This window comes from Bradyrhizobium sp. USDA 376, from assembly GCF_054063675.1.
On the sequence record NZ_JBSSGN010000001.1, the window covers coordinates 7,483,180 to 7,501,616 of the forward strand.

Below are 18,437 nucleotides of genomic sequence, written 5' to 3' on the forward strand. Positions count from 1 at the left end.
ATTGCGTCTGCGCTGGACGACGGACGTTCAGCCGCGACGCTTCTTCTTCGATTTCTTTCCCGGCGCACCTTTGACAGGCCACGGCGTGACCGAAGGCTCTGCATGGCCCGGCTTGCTCTTGTGCTTCTTTTTCTTTCCGAACGAAGGCGCATCGTCGAATTTCGGCCCGCGCTCGCCAAGCGCTTTGCCGCGTGGTTTGAATTCACGTGCCTCGCGCGGGCGGTCGCCCTGACGTTCACGATGATCGCTGTCGCCGCGCTCGCGCCGCGGCGCGTGTGACCGCTCTTCCGAATCCGCCTGCCGCTGCGGCGCATCCGCCATCGGCTCGATGCGGATGCTGTCCTCCTTGTCCGGACGCTTGATCTTCGCGGCAAAGGACTCCGCGACCCGCTCGGAAATCTCGAACTCGGTGGTGGTGTCCATGATCTTGATGGCGCCGATGTCGCGCTTGTCGATGCCGCCGCGGCGGCAGATCATCGGCAGCAGCCAGCGCGCCTCCGCATTCTTGCGCCGCCCGATCGCGGCGCGGAACCAGACGCTCGCCTCGCCCATGCCATGCTTCGACGATGCTTTTCCGGGCTTCCGAGGCTTGGCCGGACGATCGTCACCGCCATCAAACCTGTCACGACCACGCTCGTCGCGCGGCCGACCGGTCCGCTCGCCGGGATCAATGATGTCTTCGGGCGACGGCAGCCGCGCGCGGTAAAGTCGCGCGAGCGCCGCGGCGATGTCCTCAGCCGACCGCTCGGCCAATAGCGCCTGCGCCAAGGCCAGATCGTCGGGAGTCGTCTCCTCGGTGAACAGCACGTCCTTCATGCGCGCGTGATCGAGCTTGCGGATCTCGTCCGCCTGGGGCGCCGTGCCCCAGTCCGCGTCGATGCCCGAGAGGTTCAGCAACAGTTCCGCACGCCGCCGCCGCGCGGGCGGCACCAGCAGGACGCTCGTCCCCTTCCGGCCCGCGCGCCCTGTCCGGCCCGAGCGATGCTGCATCACCTCGGCGTCGTTGGGCAAATCGGCATGAATGACGAGGTCGAGGCTCGGCAGGTCGATGCCGCGGGCGGCAACGTCGGTCGCGACGCAGACGCGGGCGCGACCGTCGCGCAGCGACTGCAGCGCCAGGGTCCGCTCGTTCTGCGTCAGCTCGCCCGACAGGGCGACCACGGCAAAGCCGCGCTCCAGCAGCGCTGCCTGCAAATGCCTGACGGCATCGCGCGTGCTGCAGAACACCAGCGCGCTCGGCGCCTCGTGGAAGCGCAGCACGTTGACGACGGCATGCTCGACATCGGCGGGCGCGATGCGGATCGCGCGATACTCGATATCGGCATGACCGCCTTCGTCGCCGGCGACCTCGATCCGGAAGGCGTCGCGCTGATATTGCCTGGCCAGCGCGACGATGCCGCGCGGAAACGTCGCCGAGAACAGCAGCGTGCGGCGCGCCTCCGGCGTGGTCTCGAGGATGAATTCCATGTCCTCGCGAAAACCGAGATTGAGCATCTCGTCGGCCTCGTCGAGCACGACGGCGGCGAGCTCGGAGATATCGAGACGGCCGCGCCGCAAATGATCGCACAGCCGCCCGGGCGTGCCGACGACGATGTGCGCGCCAGCGGCCAGCTCGCGCTGCTCGCGCCGCGGATCCATGCCGCCGACACAGGAGACGACGCGCCCGCCTGCATGCCCATAGAGCCAGGCCAGCTCGCGCTGAACCTGAAGCGCGAGCTCGCGGGTCGGCGCCACGATTAGGGCGAGCGGTGCACCGGCCTGCTCGAACTGCTCGGCATCATCGAGAAGATTTTTGGCGATCGCCAATCCATAGGCGACGGTCTTGCCGGAGCCGGTCTGGGCCGAGACCAGAAGGTCGCGGCTGGTGGCTTCGTGGGCGAGCACGGCGAGCTGGACGGGGGTCAGTGAATCATAGTTCCGCTCGGCCAAAGCTCGGGCGAGCGGCGGGGTCAGGGCCGGAAGAGACACGAGATGGGAAACCTTGGTTAATTCAGGCGCGGAACGATGAACCCGGCGGACCTGAGCTGGCGTGCGCGGCAAAGGGCCTGGCCGCACGCTGGCGATTTGATTGGAGGCTCTTTACGCCAAGTGCTGCCAAATCACCATGCCTTTGATGCATGGCTTTCCGGAGAGAGCCCCGCGCCTGAAGGTTGCAGCGGATTTTTGCGGCTACCTTTATTAACCTGAGACCCTCCGGATCGGATGGGAATGACCGCGTGACGTCCTCCGTCAAACGCACCTGCGGCGACTGCACGCTCTGCTGCAAGGTGATGGCCATCGAGGCGCTGGCCAAGCCCGCGAACACCTGGTGCCGGCATTGCAAGGCCGGCCGCGGCTGCGCGATCTACGCGACGCGGCCGGGTGAATGCGAGGACTTCGCCTGCCTGTGGCTGGTCAACGATCTCCTCGAGGAACGATGGAAGCCAAGCCGGTCAAAGCTCGTCCTGACCACCTCGGAGGACGGCATCGAAGTCCGCTGCGACCCGGGCTCTCCCAACGCCTGGCGCAGGGAGCCCTACGCCCGCGACATCCGCGCATGGGCGGCGGAGGGCGAGCGCAACAACATGACGGTGGTCGTGATCGCCGGTCAGCGCCTGACCCTCGTCACGCCGGATCGCGAGTTCGATCTCGGGATCGTGGGGCCGGACGAACGGATCGTGCGGGAGATCGAGGGCACGAAGGTGGTAGGCGCAAAGGTGGTGAAGGAAAGCCCGATCAGGGATGGCAAGTGGGTGAACGTGCCATCGGCCGATGCTAGATATGTCCAGCGACCTGGCAGAACTAAGCTCAGGCGAAATAGAATAGGGAGCACGACGATGCGATTGGCAGTCATTTCCGACATCCACGGCAACCTCGCCGCCTTGGAGGCCGTGCTGGCCGACATCAAGGCGCGCGGCGTCGATCGTACGGTCAACCTTGGCGATTGCGTCACCAGCCCGTTGTGGCCGAAAGAGACTTTCGAAGCACTCGAGTCGCTGTCATTGCCGACCGTGCGAGGAAATCATGATCGCTGGATCGAGGAGTTTCCGGACGACAAGCTCTCGCCGGCAGGTCTGTTTGCGCGCAACGCATTGACTGCGGAGCAGCGTCGCGCACTCCACGGCCTGCCCTCCCAGCTGCGACTGGACGATGGAATCCTGGCCTGCCATGGCACGCCCGAGAACGACACGACGTGCCTGCTGGAGGAATCGCTCGACGACGGCCGCTTTGTGCCGGCACGCCGCGACGTGCTGGAGGCACGCCTTGCGAGCGAGCCGGCGGCGCGCGTGGTGCTGTGTGGCCATAGCCACCGTCAGGCCGTCGTTCACGGGCCGCGCGAGTGTCTGGTCCTCAATCCGGGGAGCGTCGGATGCCCGGTTTTCGCGGACATTCCCTTTGCCGCAAAACTGGAACACCGCTCGCCGCACGCCCGATATGCGATCATCACGAAGCGAAAAAGGGGCTGGCAGGCCGAACTTCTGGCTCTCGAATACGACTGGGAGGCGGCCTCGGCGCGTGCACTCGCCAACAACCGCCCTGAATGGGCACAGGCCATGTTGTCCGGATACGTCAAATAGAAGCTGGCTCCGAGCACCCTCCGCAGGGCAGGATCGACCGGTGAACGAATACGGCCTTGTCGCGCCCGCTACCCGATCCCAAATCGTGCCTCACTGAAAACAAAACTGGAGGGCCCATGGCCGACGGAATATCGCTTGCCGACAAGCTCGCGACCTTTGGAGATTATTGGTCGCCGCGCACGGTCACGACCTTCAACGATTGCGACGTGATGGTGGTGAAGGTGAAGGGCGAATTCACCTGGCACAAGCACGACGACACCGACGATTTCTTTCTGGTCCTGAAGGGCAGTCTCGACATCGAGCTGCGCGATCGGACGGTGACGCTCGGCCCGGGCGAACTCTACGTCGTACCTAAAGGCGTCGAGCATCGCCCGGTAGCCCGCGAGGAGGTTCATCTCATGCTGATCGAGCCGACCGGCACCCCGAACACCGGCGACAAGGCGACCGCCGCTGCGCGCAAGCTCGCATGAGTGCCAATGCAGTTGCGCCTAGTCCCTCGAGGTCGCCAGCCTGCTGAAGCTACCGACCAGCTTGGCTTTTGCGCGCGCAACCGTGTCCTTCGCCGCGCGGCTCAGAGCACGGATGGCCCGCCAGGCTTCGGTTGCCTGCAGCCACGCCTTCGCCTCCGCGAACTTCCCGTAGGTCCAGGCAAAGGCCGGAATCCGCATCAGCTTGTCGCGCGTGAGATGGAACAGGCGTTCGACCAGCACGAGCTTTAACAATTCGCCGATGATGAATGTCGCCGCACCGCTCACGACCTGACCGGTCGCGGCGAGGTAGGCCGCCAAGGGCTTGATCGGCTCCAGAATGATGACGGGCACGGAAAACAAGGCGAGTGACGGATAAGGTGGAAGCGCCCTGATCCAGGCGCGCAATCGCCTGAATTCGAAATGCCGCCCGATCCAGCGCGAAATCGGCATCGCCACGGCCATGAAGACCGCATCTACCAGGAAGTAGATCGCAGCCAGGATGTAAGTGACGGGTTTCAGGATTCGCTTCACGAGACCTCTCCCGCGAACTGAAAGCCGGAACTGGGACTTAAGTTTCACCCAGGCGTGAATAACTTGCGAATTCCTGGTGGAACTTTTCGGGCATCGGCCGGCTCAGATTTCGGCATAGACCTCCAGAAGATTGCCGTCAGGGTCGCGAAAGAACAGCGTGCGATGTCCGAAGGACTGGTCCGTCGGCGGCGAGAGCAGCGCCACGCCCTGCCGTACGAGGTCGTCGGCGCATTGATCGACCTCGGCTGGTGAGACCTTGAAGGCCAGTTGCAGCGAGGCGCTGCCCGCCGGCGTCGGCGGATCGGAAGCGGTCCGGCTCGGTTTTGCCAGAGCCAGCGTATTGGGGCCCAAGGCGTACTCGATCCAGTTCGGCGAGAGCTCGCGCGAGAGCGGAAAGGCGAGCACGTCCTCGTAGAAGCGCCGCATCACGGCCATGTCGCGGACGAAGATGACGGTGTAGTCGATCGCGCGGATGGCGCCGAAGGGTGAGCGGGGTTTGCTTGGCTTCTCGTCTATCATGCCTAGAACCTATCTCAAAATTGTCGAAACAGGATCAGCAGGCAAGCGAGCTGGACGAAGCCGAGGAAGTTTTGCGGATAGAACTCCCAGCGGACCAGCAGGCGCCGCCGCCACTGTATCCAGGCGAAGAAGCGTTCGACCAGCCAACGCCGAGTATAACGACGGAGCCTGCGGCCGTCCTGGGTGAGCGACCTCACTCGGTTTGAACGATGTGGCGCGATCATCTCGATGCCTTGTGAGCGCAGTTCATCGTCGAGCGAATCGCTGTCATAGGCGCGGTCGCCGATCAGGTTCTCTGGCTTGGCCTCGATCATGTAGAAGTCGAAGCAGAGCTGTACCAAGCGCACTTCGTGATGGTTCGCGGCATGCGTGCTCACTGAAAGCGGCAAACCGTGGCGATCCACAATCGCCATGATTTTTAAGCCTTTTCCGCGCCTCGTTGGGCCGATCTCTGCACCGCCGCCTTTGGCCATCGCAAAGGTCGCGTCGATGAAACACTCCTCTTCGTCGAGCAAGCCTTTCTCACGAAGTTCGTTGGCTATATCGGTCAGAACGCGCCGCAACACTTCATTGCGACACCAGTTCTGAAAGCGACGGTGTACGGTCTTATAGTTCGGATAGCACTGCGGCAGCATGTGCCACTGCGCGCCCGTGTTCAAAATCCAAAGAGCGGCTTCGAGAACCTGACGTGTCGCAATCGGCTTCCGGCCCGGCCGGCCGTCGGCAATGTGCTCTTCCGGAAAGTGTTTCCGGATGCGCTCCCATTGCTCGTCCGTCAGCCGAATCATCTTTCCTTTATAGCCGATCGACGCTGATCTTCAATTTTGAGATAGGTTCTAGTCCACCAGCTCCGGCCACGGCACGATGGTCGACTTCACCGTCTTCATCGCCATCGCGTCCTTCACCGCCTGCGCGACGCCCTCTTCCGTGAACGGGTAGATCGTCTGCATCTTCAGCCACGGATATTTGTCACGCGTGCGGTAGAGCATGTCGACGCCGAGCGGCAGATCGTTGCCGGTAAAGCCCCAGGATCCCAGCACGTTGAGATCCTTGGTGCAGATGCGGTGCCATGACGTGTCGATCGAGCCGGCGTCGGTGAACTGGCCCATCTCGACATAGGTGCCGCCGTCGCGCAGCATCTCGATGCCTTCGGGGCCGGCGGTGGGATGGCCCGAGCAATCCATCACGAGGTCGGCACCGAAGCCGCCGACAATGTCGCGCACGCGCGCGATGCGCTCCTGCGGCGACTTGAGCTCCTCGATGTTGACAGTCGCTTCTGCGCCGAACTCGCGCGCGAGCTTGAGCCGCGGCTCCTCCGGCGCGCCGACGCAGATCACGCGCCCCGCCCCCATCTCCTTGGCGGCCGCGACCGCGAGAATGCCGATCGGGCCCGAACCCTGGATCACCACCGTGTCGCCCCAGGAAAAGCCACCGGCGCGGGTCGCGCGGTTGAAGGCCCGGATGCAGGACGTCAGCGGCTCCGACAGCGCGCCGAGGCGCAGCGACATGTCGTCGGGCAGCTTGTAGATCTTGGTGCCCGGCAGCATCTCGAGATCGACATAGACATATTCGGCCCAGCCGCCCCACATGTGCGGCGCCTTGTCGAAGCCGAGATAGCGGCCGTAATAGACCGGCGTCAGGCATTTGTTCGCCGTCTGCGGATAATGGATGCAGTAATAGCAGCGCCCGCACGGCATCAGCGGCGGGATCATCACCTTGGAGCCGACCGTCAGCGGCTTGCTCATAAAATCCTCGGTGAACTCGTCGCCGCATTCGACGATGATGCCGCCGAGCTCGTGGCCAAGCGTGAACGGCCAGGGCAGCGGCTTCGGCCAGTGTCCTTTGAGGATATGCAGGTCGGTGCCGCAGACCCCGCAGGCGCCGACCTTGATCAGCGCAGCCTTCCTGCCGACCTTCGGCCACGGCACGGTGCGGATGACGGGCTCCGAGCCCGGCCCTGCGTGGGTGCAGACGCGGATCTGTTGCATGGCTGTTTCCTCAGTGCTCGTCTGTTATGATTGATGGGTGCGGGCTGAGATCAGCCTATGACAGCCATACGGCATTGCAAACACCCTAGCGCGCATCTCAGCTCCGCAAGGACGGGAAACGTTTGCCGTTCCTCTCAACTGGCGCGAGGAAGCGTCCTCTCAAGACGTTCGCCCGTCATTCCCTGCTCGCTCAGGAGCCAAACCGCCGGACTTGCGTTCTCACCGAACATGGTCGCCAGCACGTCCAGCCCGCTCGTTTCGCGTTGCAGGCTGCGCACGGTTGCACGATGCGCCACTCGTCGAAACGCAACCGTCGGCGTCGTGTCGCGCTCGTCGCTGATCATCACCCAGGTGCTCAGCTTGTCATCGATGTACGAGGTCGTGGCTCGCCTCAGGGCCTCGAGGTCAACCTGGTTGGCCTTCATCACCTCCAAGGCATCCGGATCATCCAGCAGCGCAAGCAAGAGATGTTCTAGCGTCGCGAACTCGTGCTTTCGCGCTTGCGCGTAGGTGAGCGCCCTTTTCAGGGTCAAATCGAGTTCTCGGGTAAATCCCGAAGGCCATCTGATGCTTGCAGGCGGCGGCTGGGACGAGGCCGTATCGGACGCGGGCGGTTCGCGCCGAATAGCAGCAGCAAGCGTATTCCAGTCAGCCAAGCCAAACAGCTCGGCGGTCAATTCAAGGCTTTCCGCAACCGAAATCTTGAGACCCTTGGAAACGAGAGAGGCGCGTAGCGTGTGCGCCATAGCTTTGGCATCGCGGAAGTCGCGCATGGCTTTGTCCTTTGCTTGAACTGTTCGGGAAGCCAGTGCTTGCGTTGCTGACCCGTTGTTCGGCAAAGGGGCCAAGACATGCGTGCGATACGTTCACCATTCCCGCAAGGGTGCAAGCGGCAGGTCGTATCAACCTGAGAGAAAGGTGGCTCGCCGGCCGCCGCCTGCCAATAGTGGCGCCCGGTGTAAATCGCAAATAGTCTAGATGCAGTTGCTGGTTTAGGACAAGGCCGATGCTGCGTGACTATCTGCCAGCAGATGCCGACGCGATCGTCCGTGTCGCTCTGGCGGCGTTCGCGGAGTTCGAGCAGCACTATTCCGACTGGCCGCTGTTCATGACTCACGTCGCGAAGATGCCGGAGCTTGTCAAATCCGGCGAGATCATCGTCGCCGAAGATGGCGGCCAGATCGTCGGCGCCGTCGCCTATGTCGGTCCGAAAGCGCCGAAGGCGGCCTTCTTCGATCCGGCCTGGCCGGTCATCCGCATGCTGGTGGTCGATCCCCTCGCGCGCGGCAAGGGCATCGGCCGGCAATTGACGGAAGAATGCCTGCGCCGCGCCGAGCGCGACCAGTCGCTGGTGATCGCGCTGCACACGACGCCGATCATGACGGTCGCGCTGCCGATGTATCTTCGGATGGGATTTGTCCGGATTCGCGAGGCGCCGGATATTTTGGGTGTGCCGTATGCGGTTTACGTGAAGTCGCTGGGCTAGTCTCGTGACCACAACCGCCGTAATCCTGAGGTGCGAGCCTTGCGATGCTTTAGCATCGCAAAGGGAGCCTCGAAGGATGGGCTACGGGCGCTTGCGGCCCATCCTTCGAGGCGCGCAAGAGCGCGCACCTCCAGCGACAACCGCTTCGCGGTTGCGCGGGGATGACGGCGGTGGGTGTGGCGGCACTGCATGGCTGATGTTCGAGCACACCCAAGTGTCTTGAGCCTTCACCAGCGACCGTGTACGGACGGTTGAAATTCCACCCAGGTGCCCGCTTGAACCCCCTTCCCCAAAATCCCGTGGTCGCGTCCGGCTCGTTCGCGGCGATGAGATCCGTGCCGTATCGTCTCCAGTTCACGGCTTACGTGCTAGCGATGATGGCCGACAATATCGAGCACGTGATCAGCTATTGGGTGGTGTTCCAGAAATTCCATTCGCCGACGCTGGGCGGTTTTGCCGTGCTGTCGCACTGGCTGCCGTTCCTCTTGTTCTCCGTCGCGGTCGGCGGGCTTGCCGACCGGTTCGATCCGCGCCGGATCATCCAGTGCGGCATGCTGCTGTTCATCGTCGCCTCGGCCGGATGGGGCTTCTTCTTCCTCACCGACACCATCCAGATGTGGCATGCGATGCTGCTGCTGGTGATCCATGGCTGCGCCGGCGTGCTGTGGCAGACGCCGAACCAGCTCTTGCTCTACGACCTCGTCGGCCCCGCCGACCTGCCGAGCGCGGTGCGGCTGAACGCGATGGCGCGCTACCTCGGCATCCTGGTCGGACCGGCCGTTGGCGGGATCATCATGCTGACGCTCGGCCCCTCGCACGGCATCATCGTCAACACGCTGTTCTACCTGCCGATGCTGCTGTGGCTGTTCTGGGCGCCGGTGCGGGACAAGAGCCTGGCTGCGCGGCGCTTTGCGGTGCGCGGCCTAGCCGACATCATGCTCACCATCCGCGCCATCGGCAAGCAGCCGGTGCTGACGGCGATGACGTGGCTCGCCGGCCTCACCTCCTTCATGATCGGCAATGCCTATCATGCCCAGATGCCGGGCTTTGCCGGCGATCTCGGCCATGGCGATCCCGGCGTCTCCTACAGCGTGCTGCTCGCAGCGGATGCGGCCGGCGCGCTGCTCGCCGGCATCGCGCTGGAATCCTGGGGACGGCTGAAGGGCACGCCGCGCACCGCGATCACGCTCGCGATGCTCTGGAGCGTGGCGCTGCTCGGCTTCGCCGCGATGCGGATCTATCCGGTCGCGATCGTGCTGCTGTTCTTCGCGGGCTTCTTCGAGCTTTCGTTCAACACCATGGCGCAGGCGCTGGTGCAGCTGAACGCGCCGCACGACATCCGCGGCCGCGTCGTCGGCCTTTATAATATGGCCGGGCTGGGCATGCGGGCCTTCAGCGGCATCACGGTCGGCGTGTTCGGCGCGGCGATCGGCATCCACTGGTCGCTCGGGCTCTCGGCCGCCGTGCTGCTGACGCTGCTGCTCCTGCTATATCGGCGGGGGACGCGGACGGCCTGACCGGTCGCGCCCCCCTCGGGAGGTGACATTCGATTGTGTCTGTCCGTAACCGGCGCGTCCGATCCTAACGCGTCATTAACCCTATGCACCTTAGGGTCGTGCCGGACTCCGCCCGGGCGGGGGGTCGGGTGTTGAAAATGGCGTTGGCGAACAAAAAATTTCTTCCGGCCGCCGAGGAACGTCGGCGTTTCCAGCGGGTCAAGGTGCACCTGCTCGGCCGCTACATGCTGCCGGACCGCCGCGAATTCCCCTGCCAGGTGATCAACATGTCGCCGGGCGGCCTCGCTTTGCTCGCCCCCGGCATCGGCAATGTCGGCGACCGCGTGGTCGCCTATCTCGACCATATCGGCCGCGTCGAGGGCAAGATCACCCGTATCATCGACAATGGCTTTGCCATGACGATCGGGGCGACGCCCAGGAAGCGCGACAAGCTCGCGGCCCAGCTCACCTGGCTCGCCAACCGAGACATCCTCAACCTGCCCGAGGACCGCCGCCACGACCGTATCGTGCCGCGCAACCCGATCGCGGTGCTGACGCTCGAGGACGGCACCAAGATGACCTGCCGCATCATCGACCTGTCGCTGTCGGGCGCGGCCATCGCCGCCGAGAACCGCCCGCCGCTGAAGTCGACAGTTTTGCTCGGCCGGGTCCAGGGCCGCGTGGTCCGAAACCTCGAAGACGGCTTCGCGCTGGAGTTCATGCACGAGCAGCCGGCCGAGACACTCGAAGAGAGCGTTACCGCGCGGTAAAGCGCAACCGCGCCAAAACCACTGATTTTCCAGCCCTAAAGGCGGCTTCCGCACTGCGGACGCCGCCTCTTTCATGCGTTGTGACGGGCGCTGCGCGGGTTAACGCGAGGGCCGCCTGCGCGCCGAAACGGCGGTTCCGCCAGCGTTTCCGCGTTAATCGATAAAGTTTGAATCAATTGCAGTCATTTCAAATTTTAGACGAGTTTTATTCAAGTATAGATCGAATTAGCCGCTGGTTTTACTTGTATTCGTCTCGACTTGACTTGGTCGACTTAGCGGCAACTCAAAAGCTCCGTGCGCAATGTGGTCCCAACAAGAAACGGGGGCCGCAATGTTTGATTTCAGGGGACAGGGGAAGGGACTGGCGATCGCCGCCATGCTCTTCGGGATCAGCGCGGCAGCGCAGGCCGGCGAAGGCCGTCTGCTCTACGCGAGCCTCGGCGACACCACGCGTGCGCCGATCGGCTGGGTCGAGTTCTGTGCGGACAACGCCGCTCAGTGTCAGGGCGGGCCGACGCAGCCGCGCGACATCGTGATGTCGCAGACCGCGTGGCGCGACCTCGTCAAGGTCAATCGCTGGGTCAACGAGACCGTCAAGCCTTTGACCGACCAGGAGCACTGGGGCGTGATCGAGAAGTGGTCGCTGCCATCGGACGGTTACGGCGACTGTGAAGACTACGTGCTGTTGAAGCGCAAGATGCTGATGGATGCCGGCTGGCCGCGCGAGGCCCTGCTCATCACCGTCGTGCGCGACAAGAAGGGCGAAGGCCACGCGGTGCTGACGGTGAAGACCGACAAGGGCGAGTTCGTTCTCGACAATCAGAACGAGAACGTCGTTGCCTGGACGGAGACCGGCTACCGCTTCGTCAAGCGCCAGTCGCAGAACGATCCCAACGTCTGGGTCTCGCTCGGCGATACCAAGCCGGCGGTCTCCACCGCCAGCGCAAGAGACTAGGAACGAGACAACAGGTTACGCGACCCGGTCACATCCCCACCCCTCCCCGTCCCAGACCGGTTCGCGCGCGGCCAGCCATCCCCCAATGGCTGGCCGCAACTTTTTTGGGGACACGCGATCAGTTCTGCGACGACCACGGCACGCGCGCCGCGGTGAAGTCTCGCCAGCTGTCCTGCAAGGACCCCTGCACGCCGATCGATGCACGCGCCTGCCAGCCGGCGATCGCGGCCGCCGCGATGGCGCTGTCACGATCTTCGGAGCCGAGCCCGTCGAGCAATGAGGCCGTCACCGCCATGTCGTTGAAAGCGCCGAGTTCCTCCTGCAGGCCGGCGAGCCTGCGGGCGAATTTTCGCGCGGACCTGCGATCGGCAAACAGCGGCAGCAGGAACTCGCTGAGATAGCGCAGACGCTTGGCCGCGAGCCGCACCCGGTGCACCTCGTCGACCGTGAGCGACTTGAAGCGGCGGCCGCGCTTGAGCACCTTGGCGTGCTGCTCCGACAGGACGCGCTGCGCGAAATTGACCGCCGGCTCGGCGAGCAGGCCGAGATCTTCAGGCACGACGTCGTTGCGCCAGCCCCGCGTCTCGATCCAGCCGCCGAGGCTGATCAGGAAGACGGCGCAGCGGCGATCATCGAGCGCATTGTGCGCCTTGCGATAGGCCTCCGACTGACGCTGCGCTGCGACCCGCCCCAGCGCATCGAAGCCCGCGACCGAAGGACAGGCTTTTGCGATCGCCGGCAAGGTGTCGAGCTGGAACACGTCCCAGTCGCGCGCGGCGGACAGGTCCTGCGCCAGCCATTTGGCTTCCGACCGCAGCGCATCGAGATTGCTGAGCGCACCGGCCGAGCGCATCAGATCGAGCGCCGAGCGCAGCCGGCGCAGCGAGACGCGCAGCTGATGCACGCCTTCCGGATTGCGCCCGTCTTCGGCCGCCGGCAAGGACTGCAGCAGATGAAGGAAGCAGGAGCGCAGGATCGTGGCGAAGGCCTCGTCGAGCGTGACCGACGGATCGAGCCGAAGCTTGCGCGGGCGGTGCGCCGAAGGCGCCTTGTCCGCAGCAAGGTCGAAGCCGCGCGCGGACTTGCTGCGGATCGACGGCTTCACCGCGCCGTGCTCCGCAAGCCGCAGCGCGATCTCGTAGATCGCGCTCGCGCTGCCGCTCTTGAGCTCCAGTTCGATCTCGCTCACCGGCAGCGACCGGTCGCCGGCCGTCAGCTCGCCCTGGTCGAAGGCGATCTCGACCGTGCCGGACGGCAGATCGACGATGCGTGTGTGCCGATGGATGTCGGCCGTGAAGACCGCTTCCAGCGGCTGCGCGCCGAGATGGCTGCGAAGCTTCTCCGGCATGAATGGCAATGCCAAAGCGGGATCGGGCGCAAGCGATGGCACGCTCGCTTCCCATTCGCCACGGCGCAGCGGATCGTCCGCGGCGTCGGTCTTCACGGTCTGGACGAAGCGCGTGCCGCTTTGGCGTACGCGCAAGCTTAAGCCGGCGCGACGAAGTGCCCGCTCGGGCGTGTCGTAGTAGACGGACTTGAGACGCTTTTTCGTGCCCTTGTTGCGCGCGTTCGCCGCGATGACGGGCGCAGCGCTGAAATGTGCCATGCGATCGGCATCGACGAGAAGCTTGAGCTCGATTTCGCCGGCGGGACGCGCAATGGCGTTCGATTGAGGTGGCTCCGATGCAGGCGCAGTGCCTTGCAATGGTGCCTGATCGATCACACCGCTCTCGACGTTTGCAGGTTCCGCGCTTCGTTCCGCCGGTTCAATCTGCCTGAGCAAGCCGGCGACGGCTTGCGTTCTCTTGTTGTCCTTCGAGACAGGATTCTGATCCGGCGCGCCCGGGTTCTTGCGAGCCGGCGTTGCGTCTGATTTTAGCATTTGCGGTGACATGACAGTTTGATGACAGGGCAACAGCATATAGCCGGAGCGATCCACGTTGAATAGTAACGTTGCGCCGCAGTGCGTGATCGTCCACATGACGTGTCGGGCACAAAATCCGGCAAAGTTTGTCACAATCCGGTTTGAGGCGCCGAATTAAATTGCCGCCAAACGCATTAGGTGATCGAATTCAATAGCGAATCTCGCCGTTCTCGAAAGCGAGATGAACGCGTCAGTGAGATTGACTCATGCTAGCCGAGAAATTCTTTCTGGTTCTGGAGACGCTTAGAAGTCACGCCGCCGATGACAGTCCCGGAATTGTGACAAGCCCTGTTGCGACAAGCCCTCTTGTGGCAAGTCCCGCGCCGCCTGCCGCGGTTCCGGAAGTCGCAGAGAGTTCGCTGCGCAAAAGGCTGGTTCCCGACGATCGGGACTAGAAGCGGTCCAAATTTCGCCAGATCGCACCACGCGATGCGTGTCAGTGCGCAAGACCGTTCTTGTAGATCTTGCCGCCCTTCATGATCACGACGAAATTCTTCGCGGGATATTCGACGAGGGCGATGTTGTCGAGCGGATTGCCGTCGACGAGCAGGAGATCGGCCAGCGCGCCCTCCTCCACCACGCCGAGCTTGCCGGGATAGGGATTGCGCAGGCCCGACAGGCCCAGCAACTCGCCGTTCGCCGACGTCGCCATGGCCAGCGCTTCGGCCGGCGTGTACCAGCGCGTCAGCGCGGCCAGCATCGAGCCTTGCTTGTCCGCCAGCGCCTTCGAGAACAGCACGTCGGTGCCGAACGCGGTCTTGATCTTGTACTTCTTCGCCAGCGCGTAGACGCGATCCGTGCCGGCAACGACCTGTCGCATTTTGTCCTGCTCCGCAGGTCCGAGCGCAGCGGCACCTGAGAGGTCGAGGAACGGCTGCGTGCTGAGCCAGATGCCCTTCTCCGCGATCAGCTTCGCGTTCGCCTCGTCCATGAGGTGACCATGCTCGATGCACCTCACGCCGGCCGCGATCGAGCGCTGGATCGCGACCGGCGTATAGGCGTGCGTGACAACGTAAGTGCCCCAATTGTCGGCGGCCTCGACGGCCGCGCGCAGCTCGGGCTCGGTGAAGGTGGAGACGTCGAGCGGGCTGAACGGCGATGCGACGCCACCGCCGGCCGTGAGCTTGACCTGGGAGGCGCCCTGCATCAGCTGCTCGCGCGCCCGCACGCGGACCTCGTCGGGACTGTCGGCGACCATGCTGCCTCCGACCAGTTCCATGCGGCTGAGCATGCCGCCGATCGTTCGCGGCAGATCGGTGAGCTGCCGGAAGTCGCCATGGCCGCTGGTGATGGTGATGATGGCACCGGAGGGATAGATGCGCGGACCGGCGACGAGGTCCTCGTCAATGGCCCGCTTGAGGCCGAAACTGGGCCCGCCCATGTCACGCACCGTGGTGAAGCCGCGCATCAGCGTCGCCGTCGCCTCACTGCCGGCGAGCAGATTGTTGTAGCCAACGTCGCCGAGAGCCGCGGCCGGCGTCGGACGCACCAGCATCGCGTGCCAATGCGCATCGATCAGCCCCGGCATCAGCACGCGGCCGCCGCCGTCGATGACCTCAGCGGTGGTCGTGGCGTCCGGCGCCGAAATCTTCTCGATGACGCCGTTTCTGACGAGGACGCTGGATGGCGCCGAGAGCGCGCTGCCCTTGCCGTCGAAGATCCGGACATTGCGGAACAGGACCGCGGCTTCCTGAGCCGATGCGGATGACAGGCTGCCGAGCACCATCGCAATGCCGGCAAGCAATGCAGCGATAGCGAAAACTTTGGCCGACATCCTCAAACCCGACATATCAGCCTTCCGCACAGGTTCAGGCTACGCGAGGGGTGATGGCAGGCACGCAACGTCTGGCGACAGTTGACGCCGACGTTTAGCGTCCGTCAACTTACAACCGTGGCGGCCATATGCAGCTCTGCTATCTCCCTTGATGAGGGATCGGCTCGTCCGGCGGCAATTGAATCAAAGCAAATGAATCAAAGAGGTCGCGTGTGACGTCAGGCCGCAGGCGGTCAGCAACATTTTGGGGATTGCCGCTCACTCTGCGGCTTCAACATTGGTCGGCCAATCGGCCTCGCCCAGCGGCGAGACCGCGGGGCCGTTGAGCGCGGTGCCGTCAGGCGCAAACTGCGACCCGTGACATGGGCAATCCCAGCACTGCTCGAGTGAATTCCAGTGCACGACGCAGCCCAAGTGGGTACAGCTCGCCGAATGGAAATGCAAATGTCCGTTCCGGTCCCGGCATGCCGCAACCTTTTTCAGGCCATGGCGGACGAGGCGTCCCTCCCCCGGCCGCAAATGTTCGACGCTCGCGATCTCACTCGCGGTGAGATACTCCGCGAAATTCTTGAGAGGCGTGATGTTCTCGCTGATGAACTCGCCGATGTTCTTCTGAATCTTCCGTGCCGGGGCGTAGACCTCCTCCCACGGGCTCGCGCCAGTCATGATGAGATCCGCAATCAACATGCCCGCCATAAGCCCGTTCGTGATGCCCTGTCCGGAGTCGCCGCTGACGATAAAGAGGTGCTCCTCACCGGGGCTGCGGCCAACGAAGCCGGTGAAATCGACCGGCTCCAGCACCTGACCCGACCATCGATGAGTGACCTCGCGCAAATCCGGCAATCGCTCGCGCGCCCAGCGTTCGAGCGCAGCTAGGCGCTGTGCGCCGTCGTCGGCTTCGCCGGACTTGTGATCTTCTCCGCCGATAATGACGAAGTCCTCGTCTGCAGAGAACGGCTGAAGCCTGACATAGTGATAGGGATCGAGCGTGTCCCAATACAGCGCATCCTCCAACGCGCCGGCCGGAATCTTGGCGGCGAGCGCATAAGTGCGGTAAGGCGCCTGCTTGGTATGGATCGCCACCTGCACATTCACCGGCGAGTTCGTCGCGACCACCACGTGGGTGGCACGGACCTCGTGACCCGAGATGGTCGTCACGACCATGTCGCCATGCTGTTCACGGATGCTTTCAACGCAGGTATCGGCGTAGAGCTGCGCCCCACGGCGCTGCAGTGCGCCGGCGAGTCCGGCGAGATATCTGGTCGGGTGCAGGCGCGCCTGGCGGGTGAAGCGCAACGAACGCGCCAGACCTCCGGAATGGAATGCTGTCGGCTCGACGCAATTTTCGGCGGGAATCCCGAGCTTGCGACAGCAATCCAATTCCTGATCCAGTTCAGACGCGGGCGTTTCGGGCGCCAACACCCAGTAGCCGTCCACCCGCTGAAAATCGCAGTGGATGTCCTCGGCACTTTGAATGGCCTCGGCACGGTCGATCGCGGCTTCGACGCTCCGATAATAAAGTCGCGCACAGTCGAGACCGCGAACCCTGACAAGTTCGTCGTAGCCATCGTCGAGCGCCGTCGCCAGATGCGCCGTGGTGCGCGCCGTCATCCCGCTGCCAATGCGGCCGCGATCGATGACTGCGACCGAACGTCCATGGCTGGCAAGTTCATAGGCGACCGAAAGCCCGGCTATTCCGGAGCCGACGACGGCGACGTCCACACCCACCGCACGCGACAGCGCGGGAGCCTCGGCGACGGGTACGTCCATCCAGAGCGACCGCGTGTACTCATCCCGTACGTTCATGGTGCTGCTCCTCGAAGGAACAAACGATGCAGCAGAATGACCGTTCCTATGTGCGCAGTCGAACAAAACGCCATTGAGGGTTACCGCATCCATTAGGAACCTTCATCGCGCTCAGGCTTGAACCGGCATGAAAGATCCATCCCCCGGAATGCGCAGGGCATTACGTCAGGCCCGATTGTACGGCCACTTGCTCGTTCGAAACGACAGGCTGTATTACCCGGGAGGCAGCCATCCGATCTGCTCGGTGCAGCTTGCACGAGAGATGGTCAGATCAGGATGGATGACAAACCGAGACGGCGACTACGAGATCACACCAGACGGGCAGCTCGCAGCAGAACGCGAGCTCGGCCACTGATGCGGCCCGCAGCACGTCTCACGGTAAGGTCAGGCGCCCAGCACATCCGCCAGCCGCAGCTCGTCGGCGGCGGGATCCTTCAGGAACAGCTCGGCTTCAATCTCGTTCAGATGCGACAGCATCTGCGCGCGCGCGGCCTGCTTGTCGCGCTTGCGGATCGCGGTGACGATGCCGGCGTGATGGTCGGTGCCGCAGGCCGGCGTGTCGTGGCGGCGATAGAGCAGGATGATGAGCGAGGAGCGCGCGATCAGCTCCTTCAGGAAACCGAGATAGATGCTGTGGCCACTCATCTCGGCGACGAGCCGGTGAAACTCGCCGGAGAGCCGGACCGAGGCGCGCGCGTCGCCGCGCAATTCCGCTTCGCGCTCCTCGGCGAGGTGCTGGCCGAGGCGATCGAGCCAGGCCGGCGAGACCGCGTCGATCGCGTGGTCGACGATGGTGGGCTCGATCAGGCGGCGCGCCTCGAACACCTCGCGGGCATCCGCAGGCGTCGGGCGGGCGACGAACGCGCCGCGGTTCTTCTCGATGTTGACGATGCCCTCATGCGCGAGTTGCTGCAGCGCGGTACGCACCAGCGTACGGCTCGCGCCATAGATCTCGCCGATCTCGTCCTCGCCGAGCTTGGTGCCCGGGAGCAGACGATGCTCGAGGATCGCGGCGGTCACACCCTCCCTGATACGGCTCACGCGGTCGCTCGCGTCTGGCGCATCGGGTTTTTGGCGGGTCTTGGCGGCCATGGGTGTGAGGGCTCGATCGACGACGTTCGGCCTCCAATGTTAGTCGACGAGCTGTATCCAATCACAGGC

16 protein-coding genes are annotated in these 18,437 nt (G+C 63.9%); 6 read left to right on the forward strand and 10 right to left on the reverse strand.

The features are described from left to right. Positions 1–27 precede the first annotated feature (27 nt). Positions 28–1,968, reverse strand: a complete 1,941-nt coding sequence (locus ACVJ19_RS35175) for a DEAD/DEAH box helicase (RefSeq protein WP_453953647.1) — start codon at positions 1,966–1,968, stop codon at positions 28–30. A gap of 848 nt (positions 1,969–2,816) precedes the next feature. On the opposite strand from ACVJ19_RS35175, the gene ACVJ19_RS35180 reads away from it, so the two are divergent. Together ACVJ19_RS35180 and ACVJ19_RS35185 are read left to right on the forward strand one after the other, a co-directional pair. Continuing rightward, entirely contained in the window at positions 2,817–3,557 is a 741-nt protein-coding gene (locus tag ACVJ19_RS35180; RefSeq protein WP_453955269.1) for a metallophosphoesterase family protein, read from the forward strand. A 116-nt stretch (positions 3,558–3,673) separates the two neighbouring features. Then, a complete protein-coding gene (locus ACVJ19_RS35185; RefSeq protein WP_453953648.1) occupies positions 3,674–4,027 on the forward strand; it encodes a cupin domain-containing protein in 354 nt (117 codons plus the stop codon). A gap of 18 nt (positions 4,028–4,045) precedes the next feature. On the opposite strand, the gene ACVJ19_RS35190 is transcribed toward ACVJ19_RS35185, so the two are convergent. The 5 genes from ACVJ19_RS35190 to ACVJ19_RS35210 form a co-directional block, all read right to left on the reverse strand. Beyond that, the gene (locus ACVJ19_RS35190) at positions 4,046–4,558 is read right to left on the reverse strand and encodes a hypothetical protein (RefSeq protein ID WP_453953649.1); all 513 of its coding nucleotides are present in this window, start codon (positions 4,556–4,558) and stop codon (positions 4,046–4,048) included. A gap of 102 nt (positions 4,559–4,660) precedes the next feature. Next, complete coding sequence (locus ACVJ19_RS35195) at positions 4,661–5,077, reverse strand: VOC family protein (RefSeq protein WP_453953650.1); 417 nt, start codon at positions 5,075–5,077, stop codon at positions 4,661–4,663. Positions 5,078–5,091: 14 nt separating this feature from the next. Continuing rightward, on the reverse strand, positions 5,092–5,865 hold the full coding sequence (locus ACVJ19_RS35200; protein ID WP_014498128.1) for an IS5 family transposase: 774 nt from the start codon (positions 5,863–5,865) through the stop codon (positions 5,092–5,094). Positions 5,866–5,913: 48 nt separating this feature from the next. Further along, positions 5,914–7,065, reverse strand: coding sequence for a zinc-binding dehydrogenase (locus ACVJ19_RS35205; protein WP_453953651.1), 1,152 nt, complete (start codon positions 7,063–7,065; stop codon positions 5,914–5,916). 134 nt (positions 7,066–7,199) lie between these two features. Then, complete coding sequence (locus ACVJ19_RS35210) at positions 7,200–7,838, reverse strand: Clp protease N-terminal domain-containing protein (RefSeq protein ID WP_453953652.1); 639 nt, start codon at positions 7,836–7,838, stop codon at positions 7,200–7,202. Positions 7,839–8,071: 233 nt separating this feature from the next. Here ACVJ19_RS35210 and ACVJ19_RS35215 point away from each other — a divergent pair, with 233 nt between their 5' ends. From ACVJ19_RS35215 to ACVJ19_RS35230, 4 genes are all read left to right on the forward strand, one after another. Further along, positions 8,072–8,551, forward strand: a complete 480-nt coding sequence (locus ACVJ19_RS35215) for a GNAT family N-acetyltransferase (protein ID WP_453953653.1) — start codon at positions 8,072–8,074, stop codon at positions 8,549–8,551. A gap of 275 nt (positions 8,552–8,826) precedes the next feature. Next, on the forward strand, positions 8,827–10,068 hold the full coding sequence (locus ACVJ19_RS35220) for an MFS transporter (protein ID WP_453953654.1): 1,242 nt from the start codon (positions 8,827–8,829) through the stop codon (positions 10,066–10,068). 137 nt (positions 10,069–10,205) lie between these two features. After that, the gene (locus ACVJ19_RS35225) at positions 10,206–10,817 is read left to right on the forward strand and encodes a PilZ domain-containing protein (protein ID WP_026312634.1); all 612 of its coding nucleotides are present in this window, start codon (positions 10,206–10,208) and stop codon (positions 10,815–10,817) included. 331 nt (positions 10,818–11,148) lie between these two features. Then, complete coding sequence (locus ACVJ19_RS35230) at positions 11,149–11,772, forward strand: transglutaminase-like cysteine peptidase (protein WP_453953655.1); 624 nt, start codon at positions 11,149–11,151, stop codon at positions 11,770–11,772. A 118-nt stretch (positions 11,773–11,890) separates the two neighbouring features. Here the strand turns inward: ACVJ19_RS35230 and ACVJ19_RS35235 are convergent, their stop codons facing one another. The 4 genes from ACVJ19_RS35235 to ACVJ19_RS35250 all read right to left on the reverse strand — a co-directional run bounded on the left by ACVJ19_RS35235 (position 11,891) and on the right by ACVJ19_RS35250 (position 18,368). Then, entirely contained in the window at positions 11,891–13,654 is a 1,764-nt protein-coding gene (locus ACVJ19_RS35235) for a CYTH and CHAD domain-containing protein (RefSeq protein WP_453953656.1), read from the reverse strand. A gap of 478 nt (positions 13,655–14,132) precedes the next feature. Further along, entirely contained in the window at positions 14,133–15,470 is a 1,338-nt protein-coding gene (locus ACVJ19_RS35240; RefSeq protein WP_453953657.1) for an amidohydrolase family protein, read from the reverse strand. A gap of 258 nt (positions 15,471–15,728) precedes the next feature. Continuing rightward, a complete protein-coding gene (locus tag ACVJ19_RS35245; RefSeq protein WP_453953658.1) occupies positions 15,729–17,276 on the reverse strand; it encodes an FAD-dependent oxidoreductase in 1,548 nt (515 codons plus the stop codon). A gap of 384 nt (positions 17,277–17,660) precedes the next feature. Next, entirely contained in the window at positions 17,661–18,368 is a 708-nt protein-coding gene (locus ACVJ19_RS35250) for a GntR family transcriptional regulator (protein WP_453953659.1), read from the reverse strand. Positions 18,369–18,437 lie beyond the last annotated feature (69 nt).

What these genes read in the sequence shown, in the direction of transcription:
- ACVJ19_RS35200 (WP_014498128.1), bottom strand. Translation starts at nt 5,865, where the DNA reads ATGATTCGGCTGACGGACGAGCAATGGGAGCGCATCCGGAAACACTTT.
- ACVJ19_RS35225 (WP_026312634.1), top strand. Translation starts at nt 10,206, where the DNA reads ATGGCGTTGGCGAACAAAAAATTTCTTCCGGCCGCCGAGGAACGTCGG.
- ACVJ19_RS35215 (WP_453953653.1), top strand. Translation starts at nt 8,072, where the DNA reads ATGCTGCGTGACTATCTGCCAGCAGATGCCGACGCGATCGTCCGTGTC.
- ACVJ19_RS35235 (WP_453953656.1), bottom strand. Translation starts at nt 13,654, where the DNA reads ATGCTAAAATCAGACGCAACGCCGGCTCGCAAGAACCCGGGCGCGCCG.
- ACVJ19_RS35180 (WP_453955269.1), top strand. Translation starts at nt 2,817, where the DNA reads ATGCGATTGGCAGTCATTTCCGACATCCACGGCAACCTCGCCGCCTTG.
- ACVJ19_RS35185 (WP_453953648.1), top strand. Translation starts at nt 3,674, where the DNA reads ATGGCCGACGGAATATCGCTTGCCGACAAGCTCGCGACCTTTGGAGAT.
- ACVJ19_RS35240 (WP_453953657.1), bottom strand. Translation starts at nt 15,470, where the DNA reads ATGTCGGCCAAAGTTTTCGCTATCGCTGCATTGCTTGCCGGCATTGCG.
- ACVJ19_RS35210 (WP_453953652.1), bottom strand. Translation starts at nt 7,838, where the DNA reads ATGCGCGACTTCCGCGATGCCAAAGCTATGGCGCACACGCTACGCGCC.
- ACVJ19_RS35245 (WP_453953658.1), bottom strand. Translation starts at nt 17,276, where the DNA reads ATGAACGTACGGGATGAGTACACGCGGTCGCTCTGGATGGACGTACCC.
- ACVJ19_RS35205 (WP_453953651.1), bottom strand. Translation starts at nt 7,065, where the DNA reads ATGCAACAGATCCGCGTCTGCACCCACGCAGGGCCGGGCTCGGAGCCC.
- ACVJ19_RS35195 (WP_453953650.1), bottom strand. Translation starts at nt 5,077, where the DNA reads ATGATAGACGAGAAGCCAAGCAAACCCCGCTCACCCTTCGGCGCCATC.
- ACVJ19_RS35230 (WP_453953655.1), top strand. Translation starts at nt 11,149, where the DNA reads ATGTTTGATTTCAGGGGACAGGGGAAGGGACTGGCGATCGCCGCCATG.
- ACVJ19_RS35250 (WP_453953659.1), bottom strand. Translation starts at nt 18,368, where the DNA reads ATGGCCGCCAAGACCCGCCAAAAACCCGATGCGCCAGACGCGAGCGAC.